At 47.8% G+C, this 25820-nt stretch carries 23 protein-coding genes; 6 read left to right on the forward strand and 17 right to left on the reverse strand.

From position 1 onward, the window contains the following. Positions 1 to 466: 466 nt before the first annotated feature. The 5 genes from AM231_RS16005 to AM231_RS16025 form a co-directional block, all read right to left on the reverse strand. Complete coding sequence (locus AM231_RS16005; RefSeq protein WP_423212911.1) at positions 467 to 1186, reverse strand: MgtC/SapB family protein; 720 nt, start codon at positions 1184 to 1186, stop codon at positions 467 to 469. 42 nt (positions 1187 to 1228) lie between these two features. Continuing rightward, positions 1229 to 1834, reverse strand: coding sequence for a glycerol-3-phosphate responsive antiterminator (locus AM231_RS16010; RefSeq protein ID WP_054403411.1), 606 nt, complete (start codon positions 1832 to 1834; stop codon positions 1229 to 1231). Between the two features lie 66 nt (positions 1835 to 1900). Further along, entirely contained in the window at positions 1901 to 2713 is an 813-nt protein-coding gene (locus tag AM231_RS16015; RefSeq protein WP_053492095.1) for an HAD-IIA family hydrolase, read from the reverse strand. A gap of 342 nt (positions 2714 to 3055) precedes the next feature. Beyond that, the gene (locus tag AM231_RS16020) at positions 3056 to 4816 is read right to left on the reverse strand and encodes a glycerol-3-phosphate dehydrogenase/oxidase (RefSeq protein WP_054403412.1); all 1761 of its coding nucleotides are present in this window, start codon (positions 4814 to 4816) and stop codon (positions 3056 to 3058) included. Between the two features lie 248 nt (positions 4817 to 5064). Beyond that, positions 5065 to 5922, reverse strand: coding sequence for an AraC family transcriptional regulator (locus AM231_RS16025; RefSeq protein ID WP_053492093.1), 858 nt, complete (start codon positions 5920 to 5922; stop codon positions 5065 to 5067). 131 nt (positions 5923 to 6053) lie between these two features. On the opposite strand from AM231_RS16025, the gene AM231_RS16030 reads away from it, so the two are divergent. Genes AM231_RS16030 through AM231_RS16040 form a run of 3 tightly spaced genes read left to right on the forward strand, consistent with a single transcriptional unit; the run spans position 6054 to position 8902 of the window. Next, entirely contained in the window at positions 6054 to 7112 is a 1059-nt protein-coding gene (locus AM231_RS16030; protein WP_053492092.1) for a Gfo/Idh/MocA family protein, read from the forward strand. Beyond that, positions 7109 to 7966, forward strand: coding sequence for a sugar phosphate isomerase/epimerase family protein (locus tag AM231_RS16035; RefSeq protein WP_053492091.1), 858 nt, complete (start codon positions 7109 to 7111; stop codon positions 7964 to 7966). The genes AM231_RS16030 and AM231_RS16035 overlap by 4 nt, the downstream gene beginning before the upstream one ends. Before the next feature lie 39 nt (positions 7967 to 8005). Then, positions 8006 to 8902 (forward strand): sugar phosphate isomerase/epimerase family protein, encoded by an 897-nt coding sequence (locus tag AM231_RS16040; RefSeq protein WP_054403413.1) that lies wholly within the window; start codon positions 8006 to 8008, stop codon positions 8900 to 8902. Between the two features lie 171 nt (positions 8903 to 9073). Here AM231_RS16040 and AM231_RS16045 read toward each other — a convergent pair whose 3' ends face one another. Further along, on the reverse strand, positions 9074 to 10096 hold the full coding sequence (locus AM231_RS16045) for a Gfo/Idh/MocA family protein (protein ID WP_054403414.1): 1023 nt from the start codon (positions 10094 to 10096) through the stop codon (positions 9074 to 9076). 36 nt (positions 10097 to 10132) lie between these two features. Then, entirely contained in the window at positions 10133 to 11008 is an 876-nt protein-coding gene (locus AM231_RS16050) for a sugar phosphate isomerase/epimerase family protein (RefSeq protein WP_054403415.1), read from the reverse strand. Positions 11009 to 11230: 222 nt separating this feature from the next. On the opposite strand from AM231_RS16050, the gene AM231_RS16055 reads away from it, so the two are divergent. Then, a complete protein-coding gene (locus tag AM231_RS16055) occupies positions 11231 to 12136 on the forward strand; it encodes an AraC family transcriptional regulator (protein ID WP_054403416.1) in 906 nt (301 codons plus the stop codon). Here the strand turns inward: AM231_RS16055 and AM231_RS16060 are convergent. From AM231_RS16060 to AM231_RS16075, 3 genes are all read right to left on the reverse strand, one after another. Further along, entirely contained in the window at positions 12131 to 13327 is a 1197-nt protein-coding gene (locus AM231_RS16060; RefSeq protein WP_054403417.1) for an aminotransferase class I/II-fold pyridoxal phosphate-dependent enzyme, read from the reverse strand. The two genes, AM231_RS16055 and AM231_RS16060, sit on opposite strands and share 6 nt — an antisense overlap. 6 nt (positions 13328 to 13333) lie before the next feature. Next, positions 13334 to 14251, reverse strand: coding sequence for a D-alanine--D-alanine ligase (locus AM231_RS16065; protein WP_054403418.1), 918 nt, complete (start codon positions 14249 to 14251; stop codon positions 13334 to 13336). 375 nt (positions 14252 to 14626) lie between these two features. Next, positions 14627 to 16081 carry an aminotransferase-like domain-containing protein gene (locus AM231_RS16075; RefSeq protein WP_054403420.1) on the reverse strand — a complete coding sequence of 485 codons (1455 nt, stop codon included), beginning with the start codon at positions 16079 to 16081 and terminating at the stop codon, positions 14627 to 14629. 319 nt (positions 16082 to 16400) lie between these two features. Between AM231_RS16075 and AM231_RS16080 the strand changes: the two genes are divergently transcribed. Continuing rightward, a complete protein-coding gene (locus AM231_RS16080) occupies positions 16401 to 17705 on the forward strand; it encodes an acyl-CoA thioester hydrolase/BAAT C-terminal domain-containing protein (RefSeq protein ID WP_082341661.1) in 1305 nt (434 codons plus the stop codon). Between the two features lie 141 nt (positions 17706 to 17846). On the opposite strand, the gene AM231_RS16085 is transcribed toward AM231_RS16080, so the two are convergent. The 7 genes from AM231_RS16085 to AM231_RS16115 form a co-directional block, all read right to left on the reverse strand. Then, positions 17847 to 18356: a DUF4188 domain-containing protein gene (locus tag AM231_RS16085; protein ID WP_053492082.1), complete on the reverse strand. Its 510-nt coding sequence runs from the start codon at positions 18354 to 18356 to the stop codon at positions 17847 to 17849. 6 nt (positions 18357 to 18362) lie between these two features. Beyond that, positions 18363 to 19007 (reverse strand): TetR/AcrR family transcriptional regulator, encoded by a 645-nt coding sequence (locus AM231_RS16090; protein WP_054403422.1) that lies wholly within the window; start codon positions 19005 to 19007, stop codon positions 18363 to 18365. A gap of 194 nt (positions 19008 to 19201) precedes the next feature. Next, positions 19202 to 20101 (reverse strand): LysR family transcriptional regulator, encoded by a 900-nt coding sequence (locus tag AM231_RS16095; protein ID WP_053492080.1) that lies wholly within the window; start codon positions 20099 to 20101, stop codon positions 19202 to 19204. Positions 20102 to 20294: 193 nt separating this feature from the next. Beyond that, on the reverse strand, positions 20295 to 21188 hold the full coding sequence (locus AM231_RS16100; protein WP_242615176.1) for a DUF4097 family beta strand repeat-containing protein: 894 nt from the start codon (positions 21186 to 21188) through the stop codon (positions 20295 to 20297). Between the two features lie 362 nt (positions 21189 to 21550). After that, the gene (locus AM231_RS16105; RefSeq protein ID WP_053492078.1) at positions 21551 to 22918 is read right to left on the reverse strand and encodes an ABC transporter substrate-binding protein; all 1368 of its coding nucleotides are present in this window, start codon (positions 22916 to 22918) and stop codon (positions 21551 to 21553) included. A gap of 73 nt (positions 22919 to 22991) precedes the next feature. After that, complete coding sequence (locus AM231_RS16110) at positions 22992 to 23816, reverse strand: carbohydrate ABC transporter permease (RefSeq protein ID WP_054403424.1); 825 nt, start codon at positions 23814 to 23816, stop codon at positions 22992 to 22994. After that, positions 23813 to 24745 carry a carbohydrate ABC transporter permease gene (locus AM231_RS16115; RefSeq protein WP_207383582.1) on the reverse strand — a complete coding sequence of 311 codons (933 nt, stop codon included), beginning with the start codon at positions 24743 to 24745 and terminating at the stop codon, positions 23813 to 23815. The genes AM231_RS16110 and AM231_RS16115 overlap by 4 nt, the downstream gene beginning before the upstream one ends. A 322-nt stretch (positions 24746 to 25067) precedes the next feature. Between AM231_RS16115 and AM231_RS16120 the strand changes: the two genes are divergently transcribed. Further along, entirely contained in the window at positions 25068 to 25667 is a 600-nt protein-coding gene (locus AM231_RS16120; RefSeq protein ID WP_054403425.1) for a TetR/AcrR family transcriptional regulator, read from the forward strand. Positions 25668 to 25820 lie beyond the last annotated feature (153 nt).

The following is a 25820-nucleotide window of genomic DNA, read 5'->3' on the forward strand; positions in this document are numbered from 1 at the left end:
AAATACTTCCCCCTATCATTATACTTGTCTGTACCCCTTAAGTTCACTGATGAACAGCATTGATTATGTAACAGACCTATATGACAAATTCAATGTCGCTTTCTTGAGATTATCTTTAAAAAGGATCAGCGAGTCGCCAAACACAGTTAGAACAACACCTCCATCTTCAATGGTGTTTAAATAATTGAATGAATATATTAGCACAGCATAATAATACAAAACTTATTAAAATAAACACACTCAAGTCAAGGGACATAAAATGTAAATTATTTCATTTTTTCTCGGTAAATCTCGATAAATATTTCCCAAGCAATATTGAGTGGTTACATCATTCTGAAATCTCTGCCGGATAATAACCTCAAGGGACCTCTTAAAAACTGACCAACGTACACTATTAAGTAAGGCTGGGTGCACCCTGCACCCAGCCTCAGTCCCTTCCATCTCGCCGCTTCTCAGATAATAAGCCTTAATCCCGCCAATTCATCCGAACCTGTCGAATTCCCTCTACTTGCCACAATTGCTCGAACAAACTGTCGATTCCCTTACTATTATACGAGTACACCCGAAATTCCATCGTTACCTTGGTGGAATCGTCTTCTGTTGAATCATTGTTCACGATCATCCCTTCAACGGTCAGATTCCCCCTCTGCAGCAATTCGGTAATTGTGCTCACATGTACTGGGCGGTCTCCAGTCTCAATGATGATTTTTAAGCTGCCTGACTTCTTAATGAAAAGAAACTTCGATTCCAATTTATTAAGCACCAGCGTACTGACCAAAACGATAGTGGTCGTTATAACGGCCGGCCAGTAAAAACCGGAACCGACACTCAAACCAATCGCTGCTGCCACCCATAAGGTTGCTGCCGTTGTAAGTCCTGAAATAATGTGGTTGGAACGCCGCAGGATGGCCCCGGCGCCGAGAAATCCGATACCGCTCACCACTTGTGCTGCCAACCGGGCAGGATCAAACCTCGCATTCGGGTGATTGATCAGAGAGGGATCAAACCCGTAAATGGAAGTCAGCATAATCAGCGTGGAGCCCACAGCTACCAGGAGATGGGTTTTTAAACCTGCCTGTTTATTTCTGCGTTCACGCTCCCAACCGATCAAGCCGCCAAGCAGTGCTGCAAGGAGCAGCCGCATTAGCATGGTCTCTGTTTCAAGTAGAAACACGTCCATGTCCATTCCTAATCTCCACCTATCTTTGTTATGTAAGGCGGCTCTTCGCTATGCCATATTTTCATCCTGCCAGCGCCACAGATCTTTGCTGGAAGTGGATATCCCGATTACGCCGCTCTTCAAAGCCGTATCAAAATCCCCCAAATCGATCATAAGTCCCCCTGCGATAACAGGCACGTCCACCTCTGCACGAATACGATCCATAATCCGCTGACATACCATGCCAGGCAGCACTTCAATGGCATCCGGATTAGAGGCCTTAATCATCTTAATGCCGTTGTCCAGGGAAACGGAGTCAAACACAAACAAACGCTGAACCGTTAGTAATCCCAATTTCTTCGCTTCCACGATCGCTGTATTTTTGGTCGTAACAATTCCGTCAATGCCAACCTTCTCGGCTAAGTACTTAACACCCGTCTTGTCTTTGCCGATCCCTTCAATGAGATCAAAATGCACAAACGAAAGCTTGCCGGCTTCCCGGATTTGCTCAACGATGGATTCAATGATAAAGATATCCGTCTTGAGAATAAACACGATATTCGATTCGGTAGCCAGCACAGCCGGCAATTCATCGGCATTCATTAATGACGTTATAATGGGCTTACGCTTCAAACAATACGAAATTCGTTGTGCACCTTCACCACTTGTCTTCATGTCTTCACCTCGTTACCGCAACAACTTCTCCATTTCTCCCGCTGCCCCGGCATATTTTTGTTAAATTCATGACGTAGCTTCCCTGGTCTGCTTGCAGGCCGTACGCTGTAGATAAATATCTTGGACCGACTGGAGCACATAGGTTGGCTTTACACTGCTTCCAACGAGATCATCCTCGGTAGATACACCCGTTAGAACTAATGCCGTGCTCATTCCTGCTTCTTCTCCCATCCGAATATCCGTCTCCAGTCGATCACCTGACATCAGACAAGCTTCAGCCTTCACTCCCAAAATATCAAGAGCTGTCAACGCCGTCAAGATGGAAGGCTTGCCCATAATGGTCGTTATCTTGATACCAGCCGTGCCTTCGATCGCCCCAATCATCCCGCCGCAGTCGGGAATATCACCACCAGGCATCGGACAAGTCCGGTCCGGATGCGTGGCAATCACTTCCGCTCCATGTTTAATCGCCTGATATGCAAAATCCAGGTGACGGTAATGAAATTCCCGATCCCATGATACAACTACAACTTCCGTTTCCTCTGGGGTAGATGCAAAGGCAATTCCATTGGCCAGCAGCTCATTTTTTAATATATCCTCGCCGATGACGTAAACTTTTGCATTGGGTTGATGCTTTTGAAGATAATGTATCGTTACCAGCGCAGGATTCAATATATTATTCAGTTCAACCTGAATGCCCAGCTTCGCTAATTTTTTCAAATAATTCTCGCGGGAATCTATCGTTTTGTTGGTCAAAAACAATAGTTTTTTATCCAGTCCTTGCAGGTAATGAATGGTTTCAACTGCTCCCTCGATGGCCTCTGCCCCAAGATAGATCGTTCCGTCCAAATCAAAAATATACCCCGAAAAATGGTCCATTGTTCGTTCTCCTCTGCATATTCAATCTGATATTTTCGCCGCCAAGAATGCAAAATTGCATAAGTCCTGATCAGATCAGTTCTGTTATGGATCCACACTTCCCATCCGTAACGTATACATATGACTTCGCTATGCACTTTAGTCCTTGGACAAAAAGCTTCTGCGGGAACAAAAAATGAGAAGCACTTTGCATTGAAAAACGCTTTCATTTATCAGTAAATGAAAGATTTTCGTTATGCAAAGGCTTCTCATCATCTCTGCCCAGCTCTATAACTTTATATGGTTATACTACATCCATATTTTACATTTGACAAGGTGAACATATTAAATTAGAGATTTCTATTATTTCATTGATGATAGGGTGGTGGAGTTAATCGCCTCATCCTCTGAGACCGTTGCCGCGACCTCCTCTGAATCTGTTGAATCCGAGGACAGGTCCATTTCATCTGCCTTCAGCGTTCCCCATGCTGATTGCAATTCCTCCTGCAGCAGCTCCCGCTGTCTATCAACCTCTTCCTCATCCCAATCCAAACATTCGCTCATCACCGCTAACACGGATGCAATCGATTGCTCGGCTTTTTGACGATCAAACCATACCCAGCCTGTTCTCCTTAGCAGGAAATCAACGGCGGTCACCGTCATCTCATGCTCAATAGAATACTCGATTTCCGCGCGTAACAACTGCTCTTCAAGGGCATCGGCTCTATGCGAAGAAGCATCGACTCCTTCCAGAAGCAGCGGGGTATTGGAGCCGTACCTATTGATTAGACTCCACAGGGCCTCCCTTCGGATACCGAGTGACTTCCCCTGTTTGATCAGCACCTCTCGAAACTGCTCATAGGTAAGACCTTTCATCTCTCCCCCGCTGATCGGAAGACGATCGGTCGTACAAGGAGGATAGATGATGCCTTCGGTATCCTGGAACTGTCTGGCTGTAAAATCCACTACCCGCTCAGCCATTTTTCTAAAGCTCGTCAGTTTACCACCTGCGATCGTGATCAGCCCGGAGTCCGATACCAAAATTTCATCTTTTCTTGATAGTTCTGAAGGACTCTTTCCTTCCTCGCGGACAAGAGGGCGCAGCCCGGACCATGCTGATTCAATATCATCAAGGGCCAATCGGGATTCCGGAAAAACATGATTCACAGCCTCGATAAGATATTGTCGATCTTCATCTGTAATGTTTGGCGGCTCGATTGCGCCTTCATGTACCGTCTCGATTGCTCCAATATAGGTCTTGCCCTCCCTTGGAATAACAAAGATCATTCTTCCGCCCGGCACATTGAAGTAAACAGCCTGCCTAATGGGCAGCTTGGCGTGGTCCACCACGAGATGAACACCTTTTGTCAAAAGCAATTGCTTGCCATCCAGCGATCTTTCCTTAAACCTGACCAGATCGGCCCAGGGGCCTGCTGCATTAATGATTTTTTTGGCGAATATCGGATACATTTCACCGCTCAATCGTTCCTCTACGTAAGCTCCGATCACTTTCCCGCCGCGGTATATGAATTCCCGTACTTTGGTGTAATTGGCAATCAGCGCTCCCTTAGCTTGGGCCGATTTCATCACTTCAACCGTCAGGCGTGCATCATCGGTTCGGTATTCGCAATAATACCCGGAGCCTATTAGTCCCTCTTTACGTAAAAGCGGTTCAAGCTTCAAGGTTCCCTCACGTCTGAACATCTTCCGCCGCTTGTCGTGTTTGACTCCAGACAGCCAATCATATAAAAACAGTCCTAGGGCGCTTGCATAATAACCATACATGCTCTTCTTATAAATGGGCAGAAGCATGGGGATCGGCTCTATCAGATGCGGAGCGCTTCGGTGAAGCAGATCTCGTTCGTAGCCCACCTCACGTACAAGACTAAGTTCCCCTTGTTTCAAATAGCGGAGTCCGCCATGAATCAGCTTCGTTGACCTGCTGCTCGTTCCCGAAGCAAAATCGTTCATCTCCACCAATCCGACGGACATTCCCCTACTGCTGGCATCCCAAGCAATTCCCGCACCCGTGATACCGCCGCCAATCACCAGCACATCCAGCTTGTTCGCCGACATGCCCTGAATATATTGGGTCCGCATCCTAGCGGATAAGCTTGTATCCACCTGACATTCCCTCCCTGACGTATATTCAAAGCCCATATCTCGACTTGCCGTAAAAGAAGACTAAGCTATTAAAAAGAGAACCCATCCTGCCAGAAATGCGCACCAAATCAAGTACGCACTCAAGCAAAAAGGGTTCTCTGCTATCTCCACCACTTCATGCAATACATATGTCTATTCATTATAGGTTGCTTTTATACTTATGTCTACATGGTCAGTACGGGGACACACGGAGGCGAACAAGCCGACTGTTACTTCTTCCTTAATGCCGACGGAGCCATACGCTTATATTTCTTAAAGGTTCTGCTGAAATAATAAATATCATTGAACCCGGTAGCAGCAGCGATCTCCGACACCGTAAGCGGACTTTCGCGAAGCAAATAATCCGCTCGATTAAGTCTGGTTTCATTGACATACTCAATCACGGTTCTTCCGCTGATCTCCTTGAACAGACGGCTGAAATGATAGCGGCTCAGACCGGCCATAGCGGATAACTGCTCCACGGATAAGTCCTCGCGGTAATGATCCTCAATATACTTGAATATCGGAGCAAACCGCTCCACATTCTTCATCCGTTCCACATATTCATCCTGCGTGAGAACGGTCGCGACATACCCCCGTAGCAGGAGCGTTAGCAATCGATACAGCTCGGACTTTATCGCCAGTTCATAACCAAACTCCTGGCGCTCCAGCTCGCTGACAATGGACAGCATAGAGGATAGAATATCATCCCCGCTGATCCGGTTATGAAAGAGCAGCCGATTCTGGGTGATCGGCGTGATGAATTTCATCTCGGGCGCATCCAGAGAATGGCTCTGCAGCAGCGAGAAGTCTGCAATCAGCACATAATATTGCAAATGATCCGATAGGCTGACGCCGTAATGCAGCTCATTGCGATTGATGACAATCACATCACCTTCCTTCGCCGTAAAGGTAGATGATCCGCATTCCAGACTCGCCTCGCCGGTAACAAAATATAGAAATTCTAGGTGTTCATGCCAGTGATGGTTAAATAATACCTGACCTCGGCCCTCATAATCGCAGCGATGAACCTTGATCGGAAACTGGGGATCCGGCATCGTCATTGGTTCTTGCAGTGTTTTGTCCAACCCTCTGATCTCCTTCCAGTAAGACAGCACAATTGTACAAACAAACAGCACGCTTTATCATGGTGTCTTCCTCTAAAAGCATTATAATACGAAAGAGTAATGCAGTAAAATCAGAGGAGTGAAATGAAATCATGAAATCTATTAATGTTGGCGTCATCGGCACTGGATCGATCTCTGCTATGCATTTGCAATCCTATCAAAAACATGCGAACGCAAACTTGCTCGCTGTATGTGACTTAAATGAAGAGCGAGCACAGCGTGCCGCTGAAAAATATGGCGCTACTAAGATCTACACAGACTACAACGAACTGCTGGCTGATCCGGAAATCGATGCCGTAAGCATCTGTACCTGGAACAACACACATGCCGAGATTAGCATCGCGGCACTCAACGCCGGCAAACACGTATTGGTTGAGAAACCTCTCTGCCGCACGGTTGAGGAAGCGCTTAAAGTCCAGGAGGCCGTGAAATCTTCAGGCAAGCTGCTTCAAGTCGGTTTCGTAAGACGTTATGACCCTAACGCTCAAATGCTTCGCGAGTTCGCAGATAAAGGGGAATTCGGTGAGATTTACTTTGCGAAGGCTTCCTCCATCCGTCGTCTCGGCAATCCTGGCGGCTGGTTCTCTGACATTGAACGTTCCGGCGGCGGGCCATTGATCGATATCGGTGTCCATGTCATTGACCTATGCTGGTACATGATGGGCCGTCCAAAACCGGTTGCCGTCAGTGCCAATACATACCGGAAGCTCGGCAACCGTTCCAACGTCCGTAATCTGTCCTTCTACAAGGCAGCTGATTATGATGCGGAGAAGAATACGGTAGAAGATATGGCGAATGCGATGATTCGTTTTGAGAACGGCGCTTCGCTGCTGGTAGATGTGAGCTTTACGCTCCATTCGAAGGACAATCAGCAATCCGTTAAATTATTCGGAGACAAGGGCGGCTTCGAGATTGATCCTGAAGTGGTCATCGTTACAGAGAAGCATGATACCATCATCAATATCCAGCCGCAGACAGACAACAAGGGATTTGATTTTGACGCTGCTTTCCAAAGCGAAGTCAATCACTTCATTTCCAGCATTGAGAACGGTACAACACCGCTCAGCCCAGTTGAAGACGGTGTGGAAATCATGAAAATTCTGTGCGGTATCTATGAATCCGCTGAAAAGGGAGCTGAAGTTCTGCTATGAAACTCGGAGTAAGCTCATACAGCCTGTACCAGGCTATGAACAAAGGTGAAATGACTATTACCGACGTCATCGACTACGTTGCGGAGATCGGCGGAGAGCATATCGAGATCGTTCCGCTCGGCTTTAATCTGAAAGAAACACCAGCATTGATCGATACCATCAAATCCCATGCCGCTTCCAAAGGAATTGAAATTTCGAACTATGCCATCGGTGCCAATTTCGCCGAATTAGATGATGCTGCTTATGAAGCTGAGATTGAAAGAGTCAAAGGCGAAGTGGACATCGCGGCAGCTCTTGGCGTCAAACTGATGCGCCATGATGTGGGATCTTCCAAGGACTTGTCGATCACGCATTTCCTGGAGGAGCTCCCGCGGATGGCTAATGCTTGCCGTATCATCGCGGATTATGCAGCAGAGCGCGGTATCACAACCAGTGTAGAAAACCACGGGTATTTCATTCAGCACAGCGACCGCGTGAAGGCGCTCGTTCAAACTGTGAATCACCCTAACTTCAAAACGACGCTCGATATCGGAAACTTCCTCTGTGCAGACGAGGTGTCTACGGTAGCTGTCGCGAACAACATCGGCCTGGCTTCGATGGTTCACTTCAAAGACTTCTATTATCGACCGGCTAACCGGGCACCGGGTTCGGGCTGGTTCAACACTTCCAGCGGCAATTGGCTGCGCGGCGCCATTGTCGGTCAAGGCGATATCGATATGCCGGAAGTTGTACGCATTGTGAAGGAATCCGGTTATGACGGTTATATCTCAATCGAGTTCGAAGGAATGGAAGACTGCCGCACTGGCGCCAAGTTTGGATTGGAATACGTCCGCAAAGCATGGAATGAAGTCTAAATTCAATAGATCATATAAAATATTGAGGAGGATATAACAATGACAAAGCCTATCATGCCGAATAAAATTGGCGTTATTGTTGACAGCTTTCGGGTTGGCGTAAGAGAAGGTCTTGTTAAAGCCCGGGAGGTAGGAGCTGACGGCGTACAGATTTATGCCGTTCACGGTGAAATGGATCCAGCTAACCTCTCTACTTCCGCGCGAAAAGAAATGAAGGATTATATCGATTCGCTAGGCCTTGAAATCTCCGCCCTCGTCGGTGACCTTGGCGGGCACGGCTTCCAGGATCCTGCTGAAAATGCAGCCAAAATCGAGAAATCCAAACGAATCATGGAGCTCGGCCTGGAGCTAGGAACCAATATCATCACCACCCATATCGGTATCGTTCCACAGGATCGTAACGGCCGCGTCTATGAAACGATGCATAATGCTTGTATGGAGCTCAGTGCCTTCGCTAAATCCATGAACGCATTCTTTGCCATTGAGACAGGTCCGGAGCCTTCCGCTCACTTGAAGTCATTCCTGGACGGCCTGGGTTCCAACGGCGTATCCGTGAACTTTGACCCGGCCAATATGGTTATGGTCACAGGCGATGACCCGGTACAAGGCGTATATACCCTGAAGGATTATATTGTTCATACCCATGCGAAGGACGGCATTAAGCTGGCCGATTATATCGATCCTCGCGATGTATATGGCGATTTCGGATACGAGGCACCTGCGCTTGACCATGACAAAATTGCAGACATGGCGGAATCCGGCGAGAAGTTCCGTGAGGTACCGCTTGGAGAAGGCGGCGTTAACTGGAACGCATACCTACAAGCTCTTAAGGATATTGGCTATACAGGCTATCTGACAATCGAACGCGAGGTAAAAGCGAGTCCGGAAGCCGACATCAAGCTTGCGGTAGACTTCTTGAAAACGTTCAGAGCCTAAGAGTGTTCCCCAGCAAGAGTTCCAACTGTGATTAGCAGGACTATAACCATCGTTCTGTGGGAGCGGAATTGCATCTTATATTTCAATCAAACCAGCCGATCCGGGATCCGGATCGGCTGGTTTTTTGTCGTTCTTCATATTGATGCGGGAAGATATGAAGCATTAGGTTAACTATGCCTTCCTGGGTACCATCTCTAAAGCCCCATTCGCTCTGGCCGACCGAATTTCAGCTTCAATAATCTCTAGTGATCCGGCTGCGCTTTCCGGTGTACATACGGATACCGGCTTCCCTTTCGCAACATGCTCAATAAAATACCGGAGCTCGCGGTAATAGCCGGAGTCTTGTGACAGTTCGGCTGTAAAGCTTGGTGCGTCTTCTGGATACACTTTCAATTCCCCATTCTCGAATACAAGTGTAGCCTGCTCCATATTCACCCGGTATCCCATATAAAATCCATGTTCCCCGTGCAGTGTCCAATCCGCATGAGCGTTAATTACTTTGCCATCCGGGTAACTGTAGTGCGTGGATACGATATCATACATGCTTCCCTCAATAACTGTTTTGGCAAACGTCGATACCCGCTCAGGTGTGCCCATCAGCCAGTGAATCATGTCCACGTCATGCACATGCATATCCGTAATGCAGCCCCCGCTTTTGTCCCCTTCCAGGAACCAGCCTTTAGGCGGCTCCGATCCCCGAAAGAATTCGCCTGCAACGATGCTGCCGTAACGGCCGTCCTCCACGCACTCCTTCAAATATTCATAAGCTGGCCAGAAACGCAGACATTGCCCAATCATCAGTGTTTTTCCGGTGTGTTTCGCTGTTTGCGCCATGCGCCAAGCTTCTTCGGAGCTTCCCGCCACCGGCTTCTCGCACATGACGTGAATGCCCCGCTCAAGCAGCATGCAGGACATGTCCGCATGTAAATATGTCGGCAGGCATACATCCACGATGTCCAGTTCCTCATGCTCAAGCATTTTGTCCACATGGTCGTATAAATGATAAGGATCCAGATTATATACATCGCGCTCAGTCGCCATATTGCCGTTGGCTTTGCTGTCTTTAAGCTCATCGATACGCAGATCACAGATTGCCACCAGCTGAATGTCCGCACCTTCCTCGGCCAAACGAACATAATTGTCGAAATGCATGCGGCCCATAAAACCAAAACCTAAAATTCCGATTTTCAGCATTGTCCTTCCTCCATTCCTTGTTTATGATGTTTGAACTTAACTCAGGTGAACGTTCGGCTTTCGCAATGTTGGCGTCCGACCCAGAATCGCATCCATTGCATTGGATGTATTAAAGATGATCTGCTCTGAATAGTGGGTGTAGGCCGGGATCATCTCTGCCGTAACATAATTGTCATAGCCGATGGAACGCAGCGATTCCATTACAGCCGGATAATCGACATCCCCTGCCAGCAGGTCAACAAAACCGTGTAATCCTCCGGCCTGTCTGCGGTAATCTTTGAAATGGACCTTCTTAATCCGTTCGCCTAATATCCGAATCCACTGCTCAGGATAGCCGTTATGAACGACATTACCTACGTCAAAATAGGAGCCAACATAATTGGAACCGATTTCATCAATGAAAGTTCGCAATTCGAGCGGCGACAGCAGGAATTTGTTCCATACATTCTCAATCGCGATAGCAACGCCCGCACTCTCCGCATAAGGTACCAGCTTGCGAATGGACTCTTGAGCACGCTCATAGGCCAATTCATAATCAGTAACGGCGGATCCGGGAATAAAATCGACGCCTACAGCCCCTGGTATTACCAGGATGGCATCCACTCCGAAGGCGGCTGCGAGCTCCAGCTGCTTTTTGCACACATCTATGGCCTTTTCACGGATTGCCGGGTCATCGCTTGTCATCGGATAATCCCAATACAAGCCGGTTGCTAAGCCCGCAATTTCCAAATCCGCATCTTTCAGCTGCTCTGTAAATCGCTGCACTTCTTTATCACCTGACTGCAAGCTGAGTTCTCCTGTTTGGTCCAGTGACAATTCGATTCCGTCAAAACCGGCTTCCTTCGCCAACCGGATACAGTCAGAGATGGATGTTTCTCCGGAAAATGACCAAATATTAATCCCTTTCTTCATCGCGAATCCCTCCTCGAATCAATAGGCAGTTGCTGTGAACTCCTTGTTCGGAAAATGCCTGTTTTGACTTTTTCCGTTAAGTTGTAATCACAGTATTTGAATGTAATAATACTTATATAGTAATTAAATTCTCTGCAAATTGATTTAGATAGAAAAGCGAATATTTGGATTATTCCGTGTTTATTTATTATCTTCTTAATTACATGTGGGAGTGAGTCAGAGATGGTTGATGTGAGCCTTTCTTTTCCTATAAAACGAGAAGCGCCAGTCAAGGAATGGTCGCCCAGTATCCACTATGCTCAGTTTCAGCGCATGGCGACGGGAGCACTCCCTCAGCGCAGACTTTACGATTTTGAACTACTTTATGTATGTCAAGGAGCAGCAGTCACCACGATGTACGGCAATACATATTCGATCGAGGCTGGTCAACTGATCTTCTTACCTTCCGGTGTTTACCACCAGAATGAGGTGGTTTCCCATCCTGATGCACGGTTTCTGGGGATTCATTTCGATTTTTATGATGAGCTGGACATCCAAACGGAAGCAGATATGATCGTGAATGAAGCCGTGCTGGATGTGAATAAATTGGCCCATGAGGCGGTGTCACCCGCCTTCCCCCCACTCTCCTCCCGGGTCATCTATACGCCTCCGCTGTCCTGCGTTCAGATGATGGAACGAATCGTGGAGGATTTCACCCTGCGTCCTGCCGGTTATGAGCTCGCCTGCAAAGGACTCATGCTGGATGTGCTGGTCCAATTGTTTCGGACACATTCCTCCCAGTCCTTGATGGAAACGTCGCCGCATAATGCGAGGCTGATTGAGCTTATGACGCAAATCGAACAAGCTCCAGCCAAAGACTGGAGCAACAGAGTGATTGCAGAGCAGTTGATGTTAAGCGCGGATCATACCGCCAAGCTGTTCAAACGCTTTGCCGGAATGCCGCCCAGTGAATTTGTTCAATCCGTTCGTCACCGGGAAGCACGCAGGCTGCTCCGGGAATCCGATATCTCGATTGAGGCCGTTGGCGAAAGGGTTGGATACCCGGATATACATTATTTCAGCCGGATCTTCCGCAGGCTGGAGGGAATAACCGCCACCGACTACCGCAAATTATCAAGAATTCTATAAAGCACGTTGCCGTTGGTGTGCAGATGTGTTTGTTTGAAGCCAGTGCTCCATTCGGCTCAGTGCTTCGCTCAATTGGACAGAGGATGCGGCATATGAGCAGCGAATGAAATTTTCGCCTCCAGCTCCAAATACATGGCCAGGTACCACAGCTACTTTTGCTTCGCGAAGTAAGCGTTCTGCAAATTCTTGTGATCCCAGGCCAGTTGCAGCTATGCTGGGAAATGCGTAGAAGGCCCCTCGTGGAGTTCTGCAACTTAGGCCGATATCGCTTAGTCCTTGCGCAAACATGATTCGACGTTCATCATAAGCCTGCTTCATCGCATCCCGATCCTTCAGTCCATTCCGTAGACATTCGATAGCCGCAACCTGCCCCATAATCGGCGCACAGAGCGCGGTGTATTGATGAATCTTGATCATCGCGCTTACCAAGGCGGCATCGCCGCAGAGGTAACCGACCCGCCATCCCGTCATCGCGAAGGCTTTGGAAAATCCGCCAATGACGATGGTGCGTTCCCGCATCCCCGGCAGCGAAGCAATGCTGGTATGCGTACTGCCGAAGGTCAGCTCGGCATAGATCTCGTCGGAGATCACCACCAAATTGTGCGCAGCTGCAAGGCTCGCAATCGGAAGCCAATCCTCTTCTGTCATCACAGCGCCTGTCGGATTGCTTGGAAAGTTAACAACGATCGCTTTCGTACGGGGTGTAATCGCCTTCTGTAATGCGTCCGCAGTTAATTTAAAATCATGCTCTGCGGATAACTCGAGCTCAACAGCGACTCCTCCGTTCAACTGCACTAGAGGAGCATAGGCGACATAACCGGGTACGGGAATGATAATCTCATCACCCGGCGAGATAAGGGCCCGCAGCGTAATATCAATCCCTTCGCTGCCTCCAACCGTGACTAGAATCTCTTTCGACGGTTCATATTTTAACTGGAAACCGGTATGCAAATAGCCCGCAATCTCTTCTCTCAGCTCCATTAAACCCTCATTCGGCGTGTACATCGTACGACCATGCTCCAAAGCACGTGTGCAGGCATCAATCGCACATTGTGGTGTCACGAAATCCGGTTCGCCTACTCCAAGTGAAATGACCTCATCATCCGCTTCTGCAGCATTAAAAAACTGCCGAATGCCGGAAGGCGGCATAACTTGCACGGTTGATGTCAGAAAGCTGTTCGTTGGTTTCATATCCTTCTACTCCTTGCCTTCGCTTTTTCGTTCTAATAATGAGGTTTCAATAATGGCATCCAGAAGCCCGCTAAACGAGTATCCTGCCGCTTCTGCACTTCTGGGCAGTAGACTGTTCTTCGTTAATCCCGGGAGTGTATTTACCTCCAGAACATAAGGAACTCCATTCTTCAAGATGATATCGACTCTTGCATACACACTGCACTTTAACGATTTATAGCATTGAAGTACGACTGTACACACCTGCCCCTGAAGCTCTTCAGGAAGCTCAATTACTTGTTCATCCGCCTCGCCCTCCTTGTATTTGGAGGTATAGTCGAAGAACTCGGAGTGAGGCTTGATCGCCACTATGGGCAGGATTTCTCCATTCAAAACCGGACAAGTCAACTCTTCTCCCTCGATGAACTGCTCAATCATCACCGAGCGGTCCCACTTCAGCGCCTCTTCGACTGCGGGTACAAGGTCAGCAGGGCCACGAACAATCCGGGTACCTATGCTGGACCCGCCCGCGTTCGGTTTCACAACAACTGGATAACCGAGCTCCCCCACATCAGCGGCGGCAAACTCCTCCATACTGCCGACCATGATCCAATCAGCTATAGGCACTCCTTCGTATCTAAGCAGCTTCTTGCTCAAATCTTTATCCATGCACACACTGCTGGAGAGCACGCCGCTGCCGGTATACGGAATTCCCAGGGATTCAAGCGTGCCTTGCACTGTCCCGTCTTCCCCGTATTTGCCATGCAGGGCGAGCAAAGCCAGATCGATGCCCTCCGTTTTGCTGACCAGCTCGCGTGTATCGTTAATTTCGATCGGATAAACCTCATAGCGGCTTTTATCCAAATGAGCCATCATCTCTGCTCCAGTCATTAGCGAAACTTCTCTCTCGGATGAAACGCCTCCCATGATGATGCCTACCTTCATGATGTAATCCTCCTAAATAATTCTTCAATCTGATCGCTATGCATCACTTCGCATGCTTTCTCCATTGCAGCCCATGATGTCTGAGAAGCATTCTTGGATGCTGATCACCACTCCGCATGCGGATTATTCTTCCGATCTCTGTTGCCCTCAGATTTCTACTGATTGGAATTTTCATATGTTGAAATCCGACGGCAAAGGAGAACGCTACGCTTCTCCAGAATAATTCCGCCTTCTCCGTTGAAGCCAAAGATCAACTTCCAGTATTTGTTGAAATCCGACGGCTGTATTGGCTTCCGAAGCGAGCTTTCCTCTGGAAAGCTTTCAGGAGAACGCTCCGCTTCTCCACAATAATTCCGCCCTCTCCGTTGCAGCCAATTACACCAGCTTTCTTGCCTCCTCGCCGATGATGCGGATCCCCTTCTCAATGTTCTCGTCAGAGACGCGGGAGAAGCCAAGACGCAGGGTGTGATGCCCCCCGCCATCGGTATAGAAAATATCGCCCGGCGTAAACACCACGCCCTTGGCAGAGCAGGCAGCCAGAAGCTCCCGGGTCCGGAAGTCACGGTCAAATTCAATAAACACATGAAGTCCGCCGTCGCCGGACAAGCGTTCCATAGGCATCCATTCCTGGCAGCAGCGGATCGCAAGCTCATATTTTCGTTTATACTCGGCCTTTGCTCTTTTTAAATACCTCTCAAAGTTGCCGTTATACAGATATTGATAGAGCAGGGATTGATCCAAGGTCGACGTATGAATGCTGCGGGCACGTTTTACGCTTTCCAGATAATCAATCAGCGTCTTGTCGGCAAGCACCCATCCGACCCGCAAACCGGGAAATAGAATCTTGGAGAAGCTGCCCAGATAGATTACGCTGTTACTCTCTCCGCCTGCGCATGCAACGAGTGGCGCAATGTGCGATCCCGAGTATCTGAGCTCTTCGTTGAAACCATCCTCAATCACGGGGATCTCGTAATCATTTAGCAGCCGCAACGCTTCGAGCCGCTTCTGATGAGACATAACAATTCCGGTTGGATTATGATAAGAAGGCACAAGGTACGCTAGGTCATAAGGCCGGTTCGATAACTCCCGCGCCAATCCTGTCAGACTGATTCCGTCAGGTTCCATCTCAATACCGGTGATATCGTACCCGTGCATTTTAAAATTTTTAATAGCCGTATGATGGGTCGGATTCTCGCACAGGATGCGGCCATGGTTTTTGTTCAAGGTAGATAACACCAAGCTTAAAGCTTCCGTAAAACCGCTTGTGATCAGCATATCCTTCCCCTGAATATTCACGCCCTTGTTCTCCATATAACTGAGGAGGTAATCAATGAGTGGTTTATAGCCTTTCGCGTATCCATAGTTTAGAAGCACATCGCCTTCAAGCGACATCCGGTCCAAAAAGGCACGTTTTACATTTTGCAGATCAAACAGCTTCTCATCAGGAGCGATGCTTGTAAAAGATATTGCGCCCTTCTCGGCGCGTATGCCGTGCTTCATCAGGTCATTCTCTTCGGCCAGCCTGGCGTAATCGTTCAGACGAAGCCTCCAATCCAGCGGCTTGCCTACCGGATGCACGGATGCTCCGCTGATCGAAGGGACCACGAAGTGACCTTGCCCTTTGACTGCGTAAATATATCCTTCATTCTCTAAATCCGCGTAAGCGCTCAGCACCGTATTTCGTCCGATATGCAGCAGGGCGCTCAGCTCTCGCGTGGAGGGAAGCTTTTGATCCGCTTGTAGGGCACCTGTCGTTATCAAGCGTTTCATGTAATCTTTGACTTGAATATACGCTGGTCGGTCATTCGCCGGCCTGAAATCCAAATACATCGTATGACCCCCTTGCTTCTATGATTGCATATATTCGGCGGTACCACTAGAACCACTGAGCACCTCTTTCTTCGCCTTCGTGGTTTGCTGCTGTTGACGAATCCAAGAATATCTCATCGATTAAAGGATTTATCGTTCACTAGGGCCTGTATGCAAACTGTGACCCTATAATTTGGGTAATTAATAAGTATGATGAGACGATATGAAATACGTGANAGCAAGCTCATTCAAGGCTTTTTTAACGCTGGCATCAATTATGGTCTGGCTCGCTTAGGTTTGCATACACGCCCTAGCAGAAGTATAGTATCTTCACTCAAAAATGAAGGGATTTGTGACTGTGAGCCATCCAAACATTGTGATCCATGATATTCTTTCCAGAATAGATGAACCTATCAATATATCCGTCACTGGTGTTCAGCCTGGAGAGGTCATCACATTACATCTGATCAAAAAATTAAACGGCGAACGTTATCTGGCTTCCAAGGCCAGCTATACCGCAGACCAAGAAGGGATCGTGGACCTTGGCCGTCAATCACCTGTTCAGGGCTCTTACCAAAGCGTAGATCATATGGGCCTGTTCTGGTCTATGGAACCTGTACACTTGACGGAAGAAATAAAATGCTATATCGATCAACATCAACCATCCGAACCATGTGATGAATTGTCACCACAAGTATCGGTCTTGCTGCTGGAAATGGCCGATATTATCGTGGCACATCAGGCTATAACCCGTCAATGGATGAGTAGTGACATAGAGAATCATAGCATTCAGGAGGAAGAGCTGATCGGCTCCTTCTTTTATCATAAAGATCGGAAACCGAGACCTGCCATCATTGTTCTGGGAGGATCTGAGGGAGGAATCAATGAGAAAACCGCAGCCCTTCTGGCCTCGCACGGTTTCTCAGTCTTGGCTGTGGCCTATTTTGGTATAGAGAAACGCCCGAAGCAACTTCGGGAGATCCCGCTCGAATACGTAGAGTCTGCCTTAAACTGGATAAAAGAAAAAAAGGAAGTTCAACCAGGAGGCATCGGAATACATGGTACATCCCGGGGCAGCGAGCTCGCTTTATGGTCAGCGACACTATTTCCCGACATCATGGCAACGGTATCATTAAACGGTTCAGCCGTATCGTTCTGTGGAATTGTCCCATGGACGGAAGAGCCAACGCTTCCACCTGCATGGACTTACCAAGGGCAGCCCCTCCCTTATCTTCAACCTGATAACCCAATCGAATTGGCGCTTGAATGTAAAGAGATGTGGGTGAACCGCAAAGGGAACCCTCTCCGGTTATGGCATGACGGATTGTCGAAGAACGTGGAATTACTTGAGAAGGCAACCATACAATTAGAAAAAATGCATGGCGATCTCCTTATGGTCTCGGGGCTGGAAGATGAAAGCTGGGATTCCGCCACCCTCTCCGCACTAGGATTCACCAAAAAGATGCAAGCCCATCCATCCGGAAGGTCCAAGCATCTCAAGTATGAGGGGGCAGGTCATTACATCGGCATCCCTTATCTGCGAGTAATCTCAACAGATCAGCGAACAAGGCAGCAGCTCGCGCAAGCAAGTGTGGACTCATGGCAAGAAACTATAAAGTTCTATAAGCAGGTTTTATGTAAATAATACAGATAGCCCCGCATTCTCGTACATCGAGGAGAGCGGGGCTATTTAAACTTATAGGGACATTCGCACAGGAGTTAATCCCATGTATCTATCCTATGGCTAGGCTGCAGGTTATGCTGCAATCAGCTTCTTGATTCTAGTCTACGGGTTCGGAGGAGTGGGCACAGCTGGTTCGTTCTCACGTCCAAGCCGCCGGCTTGCCGTTTCTCTATGCCCTATCGCAGGTACATGGTCCCCAGCCTTAGCCAAGCCAAACCTTGGCATGTTGTTGTACACGCATTCATACTGTCCTTCCTGCACCAGATAGGTCTCGTGAAATATCCCCACAACCCCACCCGTTCCAACCTTCCGGTTGAAGTCCCGCCAAGCCTTCAGGTGATTGGCTCCATGACGGGCATAATGTTCCAGATGCTCAAAGCTCCTCCAATATTGGACGAGGGTCAGTCCCCGTCCGGAAAAATGATAGGTACCATCCATGAAGCCGAGCTCCTCCTTGTTCCGGTACAGCTCTTGAAGCATTGGTGGCATGGCATTCATGACAGGCAGCCACTTATGGAGCGCCCACCACTTATTAATCCGAAACCCGATCACAAATACAACGAAAGATCCTTCCATATGTGCGGTATATCGGCCTGGAATGACTTTGCTCATGCTTGCTCACTCCTCTTCCTTAGTTTCCAGCAGACCAAGATGCGTTTCGTAAAAGCGATCGATTTCGGTTGAATTGTACAATTGCGCCGTCAGAAACGCGCCATAAAAAATAGTGAAACAGATCTGCACGGCTTGCTCCAAGGTAAGGGCTTTGTTCAGCCTTCCGGCTTGATCCTCTTCCTTCATGAACTGCTGGAACAAATCATACATGTTAGGCGACTTACTTCCCGCTTCCTCGTGTCCGGGAAAGAGCAGCGATACTTCAGCAGGACTTAGCTCCGGCATGCAAGGCTGCATGTTCTGCTCCGCAAGGAAAGAAATCAGACTCGGCATCATGCCCGGTCTTATTTGATGCTCCTTAGCTACTTGGTACAACAGATGCCGGAACGCTTGAAACCCTCTTTTTCCTTCCGCGTTGATCTCGATGATCCGCTTGGTTAGCCAGATCCGCATAAAGTAAATCAACAGCTCCTCTTTACGTTGATAGAACTTGAAAAAAGTGACTTTTGAAATTTCGGCTCTCTTACAGATGTCCTCCAGCATGACCTGGCTGAACATCCGGTCTCTCATCATCGACAATGCTGCTTCGTACAGTGTGATTTTGTTCGTAGCTTTCTTTAATTCTCTTAATGGGATATCAGAATACAGCAATGGTGCCACCACCTTTATTAACTCGTGTTAATAAATTAACACAAGTTAATCTAACTTGTCAAAATAAAGTGAAAAACCCTCAGTATTCATAGGAGGCAATTTGGCCTCTCTAGGTCCTGAGGGTGTTCTTCCGTTAGAATGTGTAACACTTATTAACTATCACTGTCTGTAAACAGAAGCTATTCCCGTGAAAATCAGGATATCGCTTCCTGCAGCGCCTCTATATAGGCAGCTCCAAGCTTGGACAATGTCGCATTTTTATGGCTAATCCATCCCACATTGATCGTCTCATCGCAATCCAGCGGAACCGGAATGATCTCATTTCCGTTCAAATCAGCGCACAGCACTCCCGTAGAGATCGTATAGCCATTCAATCCGATCAGCAGATTAAACAGCGTTGCGCGGTCGTTGACCCGGATGCTTTTCTTATGCGACAACGTACTGAGAATCTCCTCCGAGAAATGAAAGGAATTGTATTCGCCCTGCTCAAAAGACAAATAAGGGTAGTTCTGAAGGTCATCAATTGTCACGATGGACTGCTTGGCCAGCGGATTGTGAATACTGATAAAAACATGCGGCCGCGCCGTAAACAGGCTGTTAAAATGGAGTCCCGCATCCTTAAGCAGCCTGTTGATTACCTTGGCATTGAATTCATTAAGATATAAAATGCCGATTTCACTCCGCAGAGTTTTCACATCCTGAATAATTTCATATGTCTTTGTCTCGCGAAGTGCCAATTCATACTCTTCCTGACCATATTCCTGAACGAGATTAACAAAAGCATTCACCGCAAAAGCATAGTGCTGGGTAGATACCGAAAAATGCTGCGGCGAGGGCTTTGCATTCAGATAACGCCCCTCCAGCAGCTCCGCCTGCTCTACCACCTGCCGTGCATATCCGAGAAACTCCGCACCTTCTTTGGACAGAGAAATCCCTTTATTCGTCCGCTCGAATATGGTGATGCGAAGCTCTTCCTCCAGATCCTTGATGGCGTTGGACAGACTGGGCTGGGATATGAACAGTCGTTTGGCTGCTTCGTTCATCGAGCCTCGATTGGCGATCTCGATCACATATTTTAACTGCTGTAAGGTCAATGATTAACCCTCCCTCAACAAGACATTCTATTTAATCGGAATCCTACTCGTATTTCCCTGGCTCTATTATACAGCTGAAACCAAAAAGAGGGATAGTCGCACTGACTACCCCTTAAGCGGCTCACGCTTTGGAACTTCTTCGAAGTATTCAACCTATAATGTAGTGCCAGTTCACTGCCTGGAAATATGACACTTACGGATTAACCTTAATAGCACCAACTGAGGTAGACAGCGAGATTTTTGCTCCGCCGCCGTTTACATCGCTCTGACCCCGGCTTGCGCCTGTAATCTGTCCGAGCTCAGTCTTGGTATTGAGCGTGTACGCCATAGACGATGCAAACGAGGCTGTAATGCTGCCTGCCGATGTGCTGGCCGTCAGCGTGCTGTCCTTATCGATCTGCACTAAATTCAGTTTCACGCTGCCCGCTTCGGATACGATCTTGGAATTACCTGTGACTTCGGTTTGGTCAAGCTGAATTTCTCCGGCTCCCAACTGAAGTTCAAAAGCCCCCTTCCATTCGTTCACCCGAATCTTCCCAACATCATTCTTAATATGGATATGCTGCAGATCTTTCGGTGCCTCAATCACATAATCGATTAGGAATCCTGAGTCACCAAATTGCTTCTGCGACCAGTCCCATAAACTCTTGCTGGGATCCTCCTTGGGATGCGTTCTTACTTCCAGTATGCCGTCGTTAAGCGTAAAGGAGGTGGCGGCCTGCTCTGTCACCTGGGTACGAATCTTATCATTCTTGAAGAAGCTATCGTTAAACCACACCCTCGTTTTTACCTTGATCTCATTACCAGGTACAGTGATTAGCTCAATATCACCCACGGCATGGTCGATGGCCAGCCCCTCGGCAGCTCCGGCTTCCTGAGCCGTCGTCAACTCGAACTCTTTCCCTTCCCGTTTTACTTTATCGCTGATAGCGAGCGCCGAATCACCAGCTATATCTCCAACTTGCGCCAATGGATCAAGTTCCCGACGTATCACTTCCTCCGCGTTATTGGCGGCATCGCATGCCACCAAGACGGCAAATATCAATAGCGATGAGATTTTCACTGCCATCATACTCTGTTTCTTCATACAATCCTCCACGTCCATTCCTGTTTATGTATATCTCCATTATATCGTGGAGGGAAAAATTAACACGATTCCCGGGACCAGTTTGTTCCTGGACCTTAGTCTGGGTCTGGTCGTTGGAAGATCAGTGCGTACCACGCCGTTAAGAGTGCACATGTAGGACACTAAACCGGGAGTATCCAAAAAGGTCCATAGATCTGGCCCCCCTCTGTCTGTTTGTATGACGCTTCGTGTACGAATCAATTCAAATAATTTAATCTTTAGTATTTAGCCCTCAGGCATGGAGATGAATCGGTATAATCAAGACTTCAACAATCGCTGTCCGTCCCGGACAGCGATTGTTGGTTGGCATATCGTCATGTAATTTACTTTACCGTACGGTTATAATCTTGAATTTTGGCCGTAATTTCTTTTGCTGCGTCGTCCAGTGCCTGCTGCGGTGACTTTTTATTATTTAGCACCTCTTCAATTGCACCTTCCACAATCTGCCGCGCCTCGGGGAATACGCCCATTACAGCGCCCTGTGTCGCTTTAACCAGCTTTGTCTGGTGCAGCTGATCAATAGCCGTCTGGAATTGCGGGAATTTCTTCAGATTCTCCTTCACACTCTCTTCCTCATACGCCTTCGTGGTAATCGGGAAGTACCCCGTATTGATATGCCAGTAGGCCTGCTCTGACGGAGAGGTTAGGAATTTAATGAACTCCCATGCGGCTTTTTGCTCCGCCTCAGGACGACTATTCATCATCCACAGGCTTGCTCCGCCCACGATCACACCTCCTTCTCCCGCTCCCTCCGGTTTTGGAAGGAAGCCTGTACCTACTTCAAACTTGCCGTCCGCGCTATCCACAAGGCCCTTCAAGGCTGCAGTTGAGTCCAGAATCATTGCGACCTGACCAGCAGAGAATGCCTTCTTGGAATCATCGGTTTTGCGTCCCAGGTTATTGGCTGCCTTGGAGTCGATCAGATCCTTCCACCAAGTCAGCACTTTTACCCCAGCCTCGGTATTGACGAGTGACTCGGTCGCCAAATCATCGCGTCCGTTGCCGTTGTTCACATACTCCGCACCCTGATTGGCAAACAACTGCTCCATGAACCAGCCATATATAGCAAAATTTGCTCCTACCGCTTTCCCTTTTTTCGATATCGTATCTGCTGCAATTTTTAGTTCTTCAAACGTTCTGGGCGGACTTTCCGGGTCAAGCCCCGCATCCTTGAACAGGTCTTTATTGTAATAGAGTATCGGATTAGAGGAATTGAAAGGCATGGAATACAGCTGATTCTCAAATGTATAATACCCGCTGATGTTGGGCTCTAGCTGCGATACATCCCATTGATCCGCATCGATAAACTCCTGCATGGGCGTTATTAATTTGGAATCGATCATAAACCGGCTGCCGATCTCGTACATCTGGACTACGGACGGTCCCTCATTTGTTCCCATGGACGCCTTCAGTTTACTTAACAGGTCATCGTAGGTTCCCTGATACACCGCCTCTACCTGCACCTTGTCCTGCGAAGCGTTAAAGTTAGCGACCAATTGATCAACGACCTTGGTTGTAGCCCCTCCCATCGCATGCCAGAACACCACTTTTTGAGCACCAACCTCGGTCTTGGGCCCAGAATCCGTCCCTTTTGCAGGTTCCTTACTCTCACCCATGTTAATGTTACATGCGCTAAGCAGCAGCATAACCGCAGCTAACACGATACTTACCAGCCTCGTTCTTCTTTTCATTGCGATCCCCTCCCTTTTTCGTTCGGAAAATGTTTTCTATGATAAACCTGCTTTTGTCAGGTCAACCACCGCACTAACCTTTCAACGCCCCAGCGGTAATACCGCGCACCAATTGTTTGACGCCAAACGCCAGCAGCACAAAGGAAGGAATCAGCACGATGGTCACACCAGCCAAAATCAGATTCCATGACATCACCTCGGCATGCTGCAGCATAGCCACCCCAATCTGCACGGTTCGCATGGATGCCTGGTTCGTGATCAACAGCGGCCACAAGAAGTGATTCCAGTGTGTAAGAAAGGTATATACCGCCAAGGTAGCAATGGAGGACCGGGACAACGGCAGCACCATGGACAGATAACTGCGAATATGACCACATCCGTCGATTTTGGCCGCATCAAACAGCTCACGCGGAAGCTGCAGAAAAAACTGACGCAGCAGGAATACACCAAACGCCCCAGCCATAAACGGCACGATCAATCCCTGGTAGCTGTCCATCCAGCCCCATTCCTTAATGGTGAGATAATTGGGAATAATCGTGACTTCCCAAGGAATCATCATCGTTGACAAGAAGAGTCCGAACAGCAGTGTCTTGCCCCTAAAATTCAGAAATGCAAACGCGTATGCCGCCAGACTCGATGTAATGACCTGACTGATCATGATCGCCGTCGAGACGATAAAGCTGTTCAGAATGAAGCGAATAATCGGAAAGCCGGAGATGGCCTCCGTAAAATTCCCCAGATAGAAGCTCGATGGGAACAGCGGTGGCGGAAAATCAGCTACCTCTTTCTCGGTCATAAATGATGAGAACACGGTAAAGATGAGCGGATATAAAACAACCAAGGACAGGAGTATGAGCAGCAGATAGGCAAACAGAGAAGTGAATCCGCGCATGGTCATTGGTAATGCACCTTCTTCTCCAGAACTTTAAATTGCAGCAATGTAAGGAGCAGAATAATCGCAAACAGGATCAGAGCCTGTGCGCTGCCGATGCCAAATCGGAAATTAACGAAAGCATCCTGATAAATGGAGTAAACCATGACGTTTGTAGAGTTGATCGGGCCGCCCTTGGTCAGAATGTGAATTTGCCCGAATGCTTGAAACGCACTGATTACTGATACAATCAAGGCAAAGAAAATCGTGGGCGATAACAGCGGCAGTACAATTTGGATAAAGGTTCGGATCGGTCCCGAGCCGTCCATTTTGGCACTCTCATATATTTCTTCGGGAACTCCCTGTAAACCACTGGACAGTACGATAAACAAAAATCCCATGTTCATCCAGATCGTCATAATCGAGATGGAGATCAAGGCCCACGAAGGATCAGTTAACCAGGGAATCGGCCCCAGATGAACGAAACTTAGAAAATAGTTCAGCATACCCGCCGTAGGATGAAACAACAGAAACCATATAATCGAGCCGGTCCCAACAGAAATGACAATCGGCAGTGAGAAGACAAACTGGAACACCTTCATTCCCCGCAGCTTGTTATGGGTAATGGCGGCAAGAAACAGAGACCATACCAAGGAGGTGGGCACGGTAAACAAGATAAACATTAGCGTTACGCCAAGATTTCTATAGAATGATTCTGTTGATAGGAGTCGGATGAAGTTCTCCAACCATACGAATTCAACAACCTGACCCCGCGGATCCGTGATCGTCATACTGAGATAAACCGATTTCAGCATCGGATAGAACAAGAACATCACAAACAGGATAATGGAGGGTGCCAGAAATCCATAAGCTAAAGCATGCTCACCCCACAGCCTTTTTTTTACTATTGCGCTTTTAGGTTTTTGATCAATTAAAACGCTTTCATTCCGAGGCAAACGACATTCCCCTTTCTTCAGAAATTTTGCTCTGCATTCGAAAAGACGCAAGGATTCGCAAAAAAGAGAACAAAAAATCACATAAACTGCATGCCAAAAAACTGACAAGCAATTCATGTGATTCTCCTCTTCTCCATCACATATGAAGCATGCTCTATGGCATCCTCCCTTCATACTTATCAAAGATAATGAAATTTTAGAACCTACCATATCTTCTATCGCACAGGTTGACAATTCCTGGAGATGATGATTATATTATTGAGTAAACACTCAATTTTTTTTGGAATCGTCATTTCAATCAAAAAAAGGAACCCATCTGCCTATGCCTACAACAAACAATCGAAATGCCAAGAAAGAACGAATATTAAACACCGCTCTGAAGCTGTTCTCACAGCAGGGATATCATGCGACGACCACCAAAGAGATTGCCGCCGAAAGCGGCGTTGCCGAAGGGCTGATCTTCTACCACTTCGGAGATAAGCGAAAGCTGCTGCTCTATCTTGTAAATAATTTTTCCTTTGTTACACAGCTTCAAGAGGAAGCGCCTGAACTGTCAATGCTTCCTGCGGAGGAAGCCCTGTTCCAATACGGCTTGACGTACCTCAAATTCCTTCGGACGAACATGGATTATCTCATGCTCATTTGGTCACCTGAACTCATAAAAGATGCTGAGGTGTCAAGTGAAGTATCACGACTGATCGCAGGGTTTGGGACTGCGGGAGGCAGTATTCTCAAACGAGCTGCAGGATCGAGTCCTCAACCGGAACAAACGGTTCAGGTTGCGATGATGATGATGACCTCCTCCATCCTGGTTTATTGCATACTCCACTCCCGTCTCGGGCAAGAAGCACTCCCGCTTGGGGACGAATTATATATTCGTGAGCTTGTCCAGCTGCTGCTGAACGGATATAAAGATGCCTAGATGACATCTCTAAGTGGATATAACTAATCATGCTGATCGCAGAACAGAAATATCTTATCTGCATCAGCTTCTTTTAACCCCTGATTTTGAGTAAACACTCAATTTTTTATCATTATCTTCACTAATAAGCATATTGAAGGGAGAAAATGGATC

It is taken from the genome of Paenibacillus solani, from assembly GCF_001277345.1.
In the GTDB taxonomy this organism is placed as follows: Bacteria; Bacillota; Bacilli; order Paenibacillales; family Paenibacillaceae; genus Paenibacillus_AQ; species Paenibacillus_AQ solani.

Excerpts from the sequence above, each read along its gene's own strand:
- AM231_RS16005 (WP_423212911.1), bottom strand. The coding sequence starts at position 1,186 with ATGGACATGGACGTGTTTCTACTTGAAACAGAGACCATGCTAATGCGG.
- AM231_RS16010 (WP_054403411.1), bottom strand. The coding sequence starts at position 1,834 with ATGAAGACAAGTGGTGAAGGTGCACAACGAATTTCGTATTGTTTGAAG.
- AM231_RS16015 (WP_053492095.1), bottom strand. The coding sequence starts at position 2,713 with ATGGACCATTTTTCGGGGTATATTTTTGATTTGGACGGAACGATCTAT.
- AM231_RS16030 (WP_053492092.1), top strand. The coding sequence starts at position 6,054 with ATGAAATCTATTAATGTTGGCGTCATCGGCACTGGATCGATCTCTGCT.
- AM231_RS16035 (WP_053492091.1), top strand. The coding sequence starts at position 7,109 with ATGAAACTCGGAGTAAGCTCATACAGCCTGTACCAGGCTATGAACAAA.
- AM231_RS16040 (WP_054403413.1), top strand. The coding sequence starts at position 8,006 with ATGACAAAGCCTATCATGCCGAATAAAATTGGCGTTATTGTTGACAGC.
- AM231_RS16045 (WP_054403414.1), bottom strand. The coding sequence starts at position 10,096 with ATGCTGAAAATCGGAATTTTAGGTTTTGGTTTTATGGGCCGCATGCAT.
- AM231_RS16050 (WP_054403415.1), bottom strand. The coding sequence starts at position 11,008 with ATGAAGAAAGGGATTAATATTTGGTCATTTTCCGGAGAAACATCCATC.
- AM231_RS16055 (WP_054403416.1), top strand. The coding sequence starts at position 11,231 with ATGGTTGATGTGAGCCTTTCTTTTCCTATAAAACGAGAAGCGCCAGTC.
- AM231_RS16060 (WP_054403417.1), bottom strand. The coding sequence starts at position 13,327 with ATGAAACCAACGAACAGCTTTCTGACATCAACCGTGCAAGTTATGCCG.
- AM231_RS16065 (WP_054403418.1), bottom strand. The coding sequence starts at position 14,251 with ATGAAGGTAGGCATCATCATGGGAGGCGTTTCATCCGAGAGAGAAGTT.
- AM231_RS16075 (WP_054403420.1), bottom strand. The coding sequence starts at position 16,081 with ATGTATTTGGATTTCAGGCCGGCGAATGACCGACCAGCGTATATTCAA.
- AM231_RS16080 (WP_082341661.1), top strand. The coding sequence starts at position 16,401 with ATGAAGGGATTTGTGACTGTGAGCCATCCAAACATTGTGATCCATGAT.
- AM231_RS16085 (WP_053492082.1), bottom strand. The coding sequence starts at position 18,356 with ATGAGCAAAGTCATTCCAGGCCGATATACCGCACATATGGAAGGATCT.
- AM231_RS16100 (WP_242615176.1), bottom strand. The coding sequence starts at position 21,188 with ATGAAGAAACAGAGTATGATGGCAGTGAAAATCTCATCGCTATTGATA.
- AM231_RS16105 (WP_053492078.1), bottom strand. The coding sequence starts at position 22,918 with ATGAAAAGAAGAACGAGGCTGGTAAGTATCGTGTTAGCTGCGGTTATG.
- AM231_RS16110 (WP_054403424.1), bottom strand. The coding sequence starts at position 23,816 with ATGACCATGCGCGGATTCACTTCTCTGTTTGCCTATCTGCTGCTCATA.
- AM231_RS16120 (WP_054403425.1), top strand. The coding sequence starts at position 25,068 with ATGCCTACAACAAACAATCGAAATGCCAAGAAAGAACGAATATTAAAC.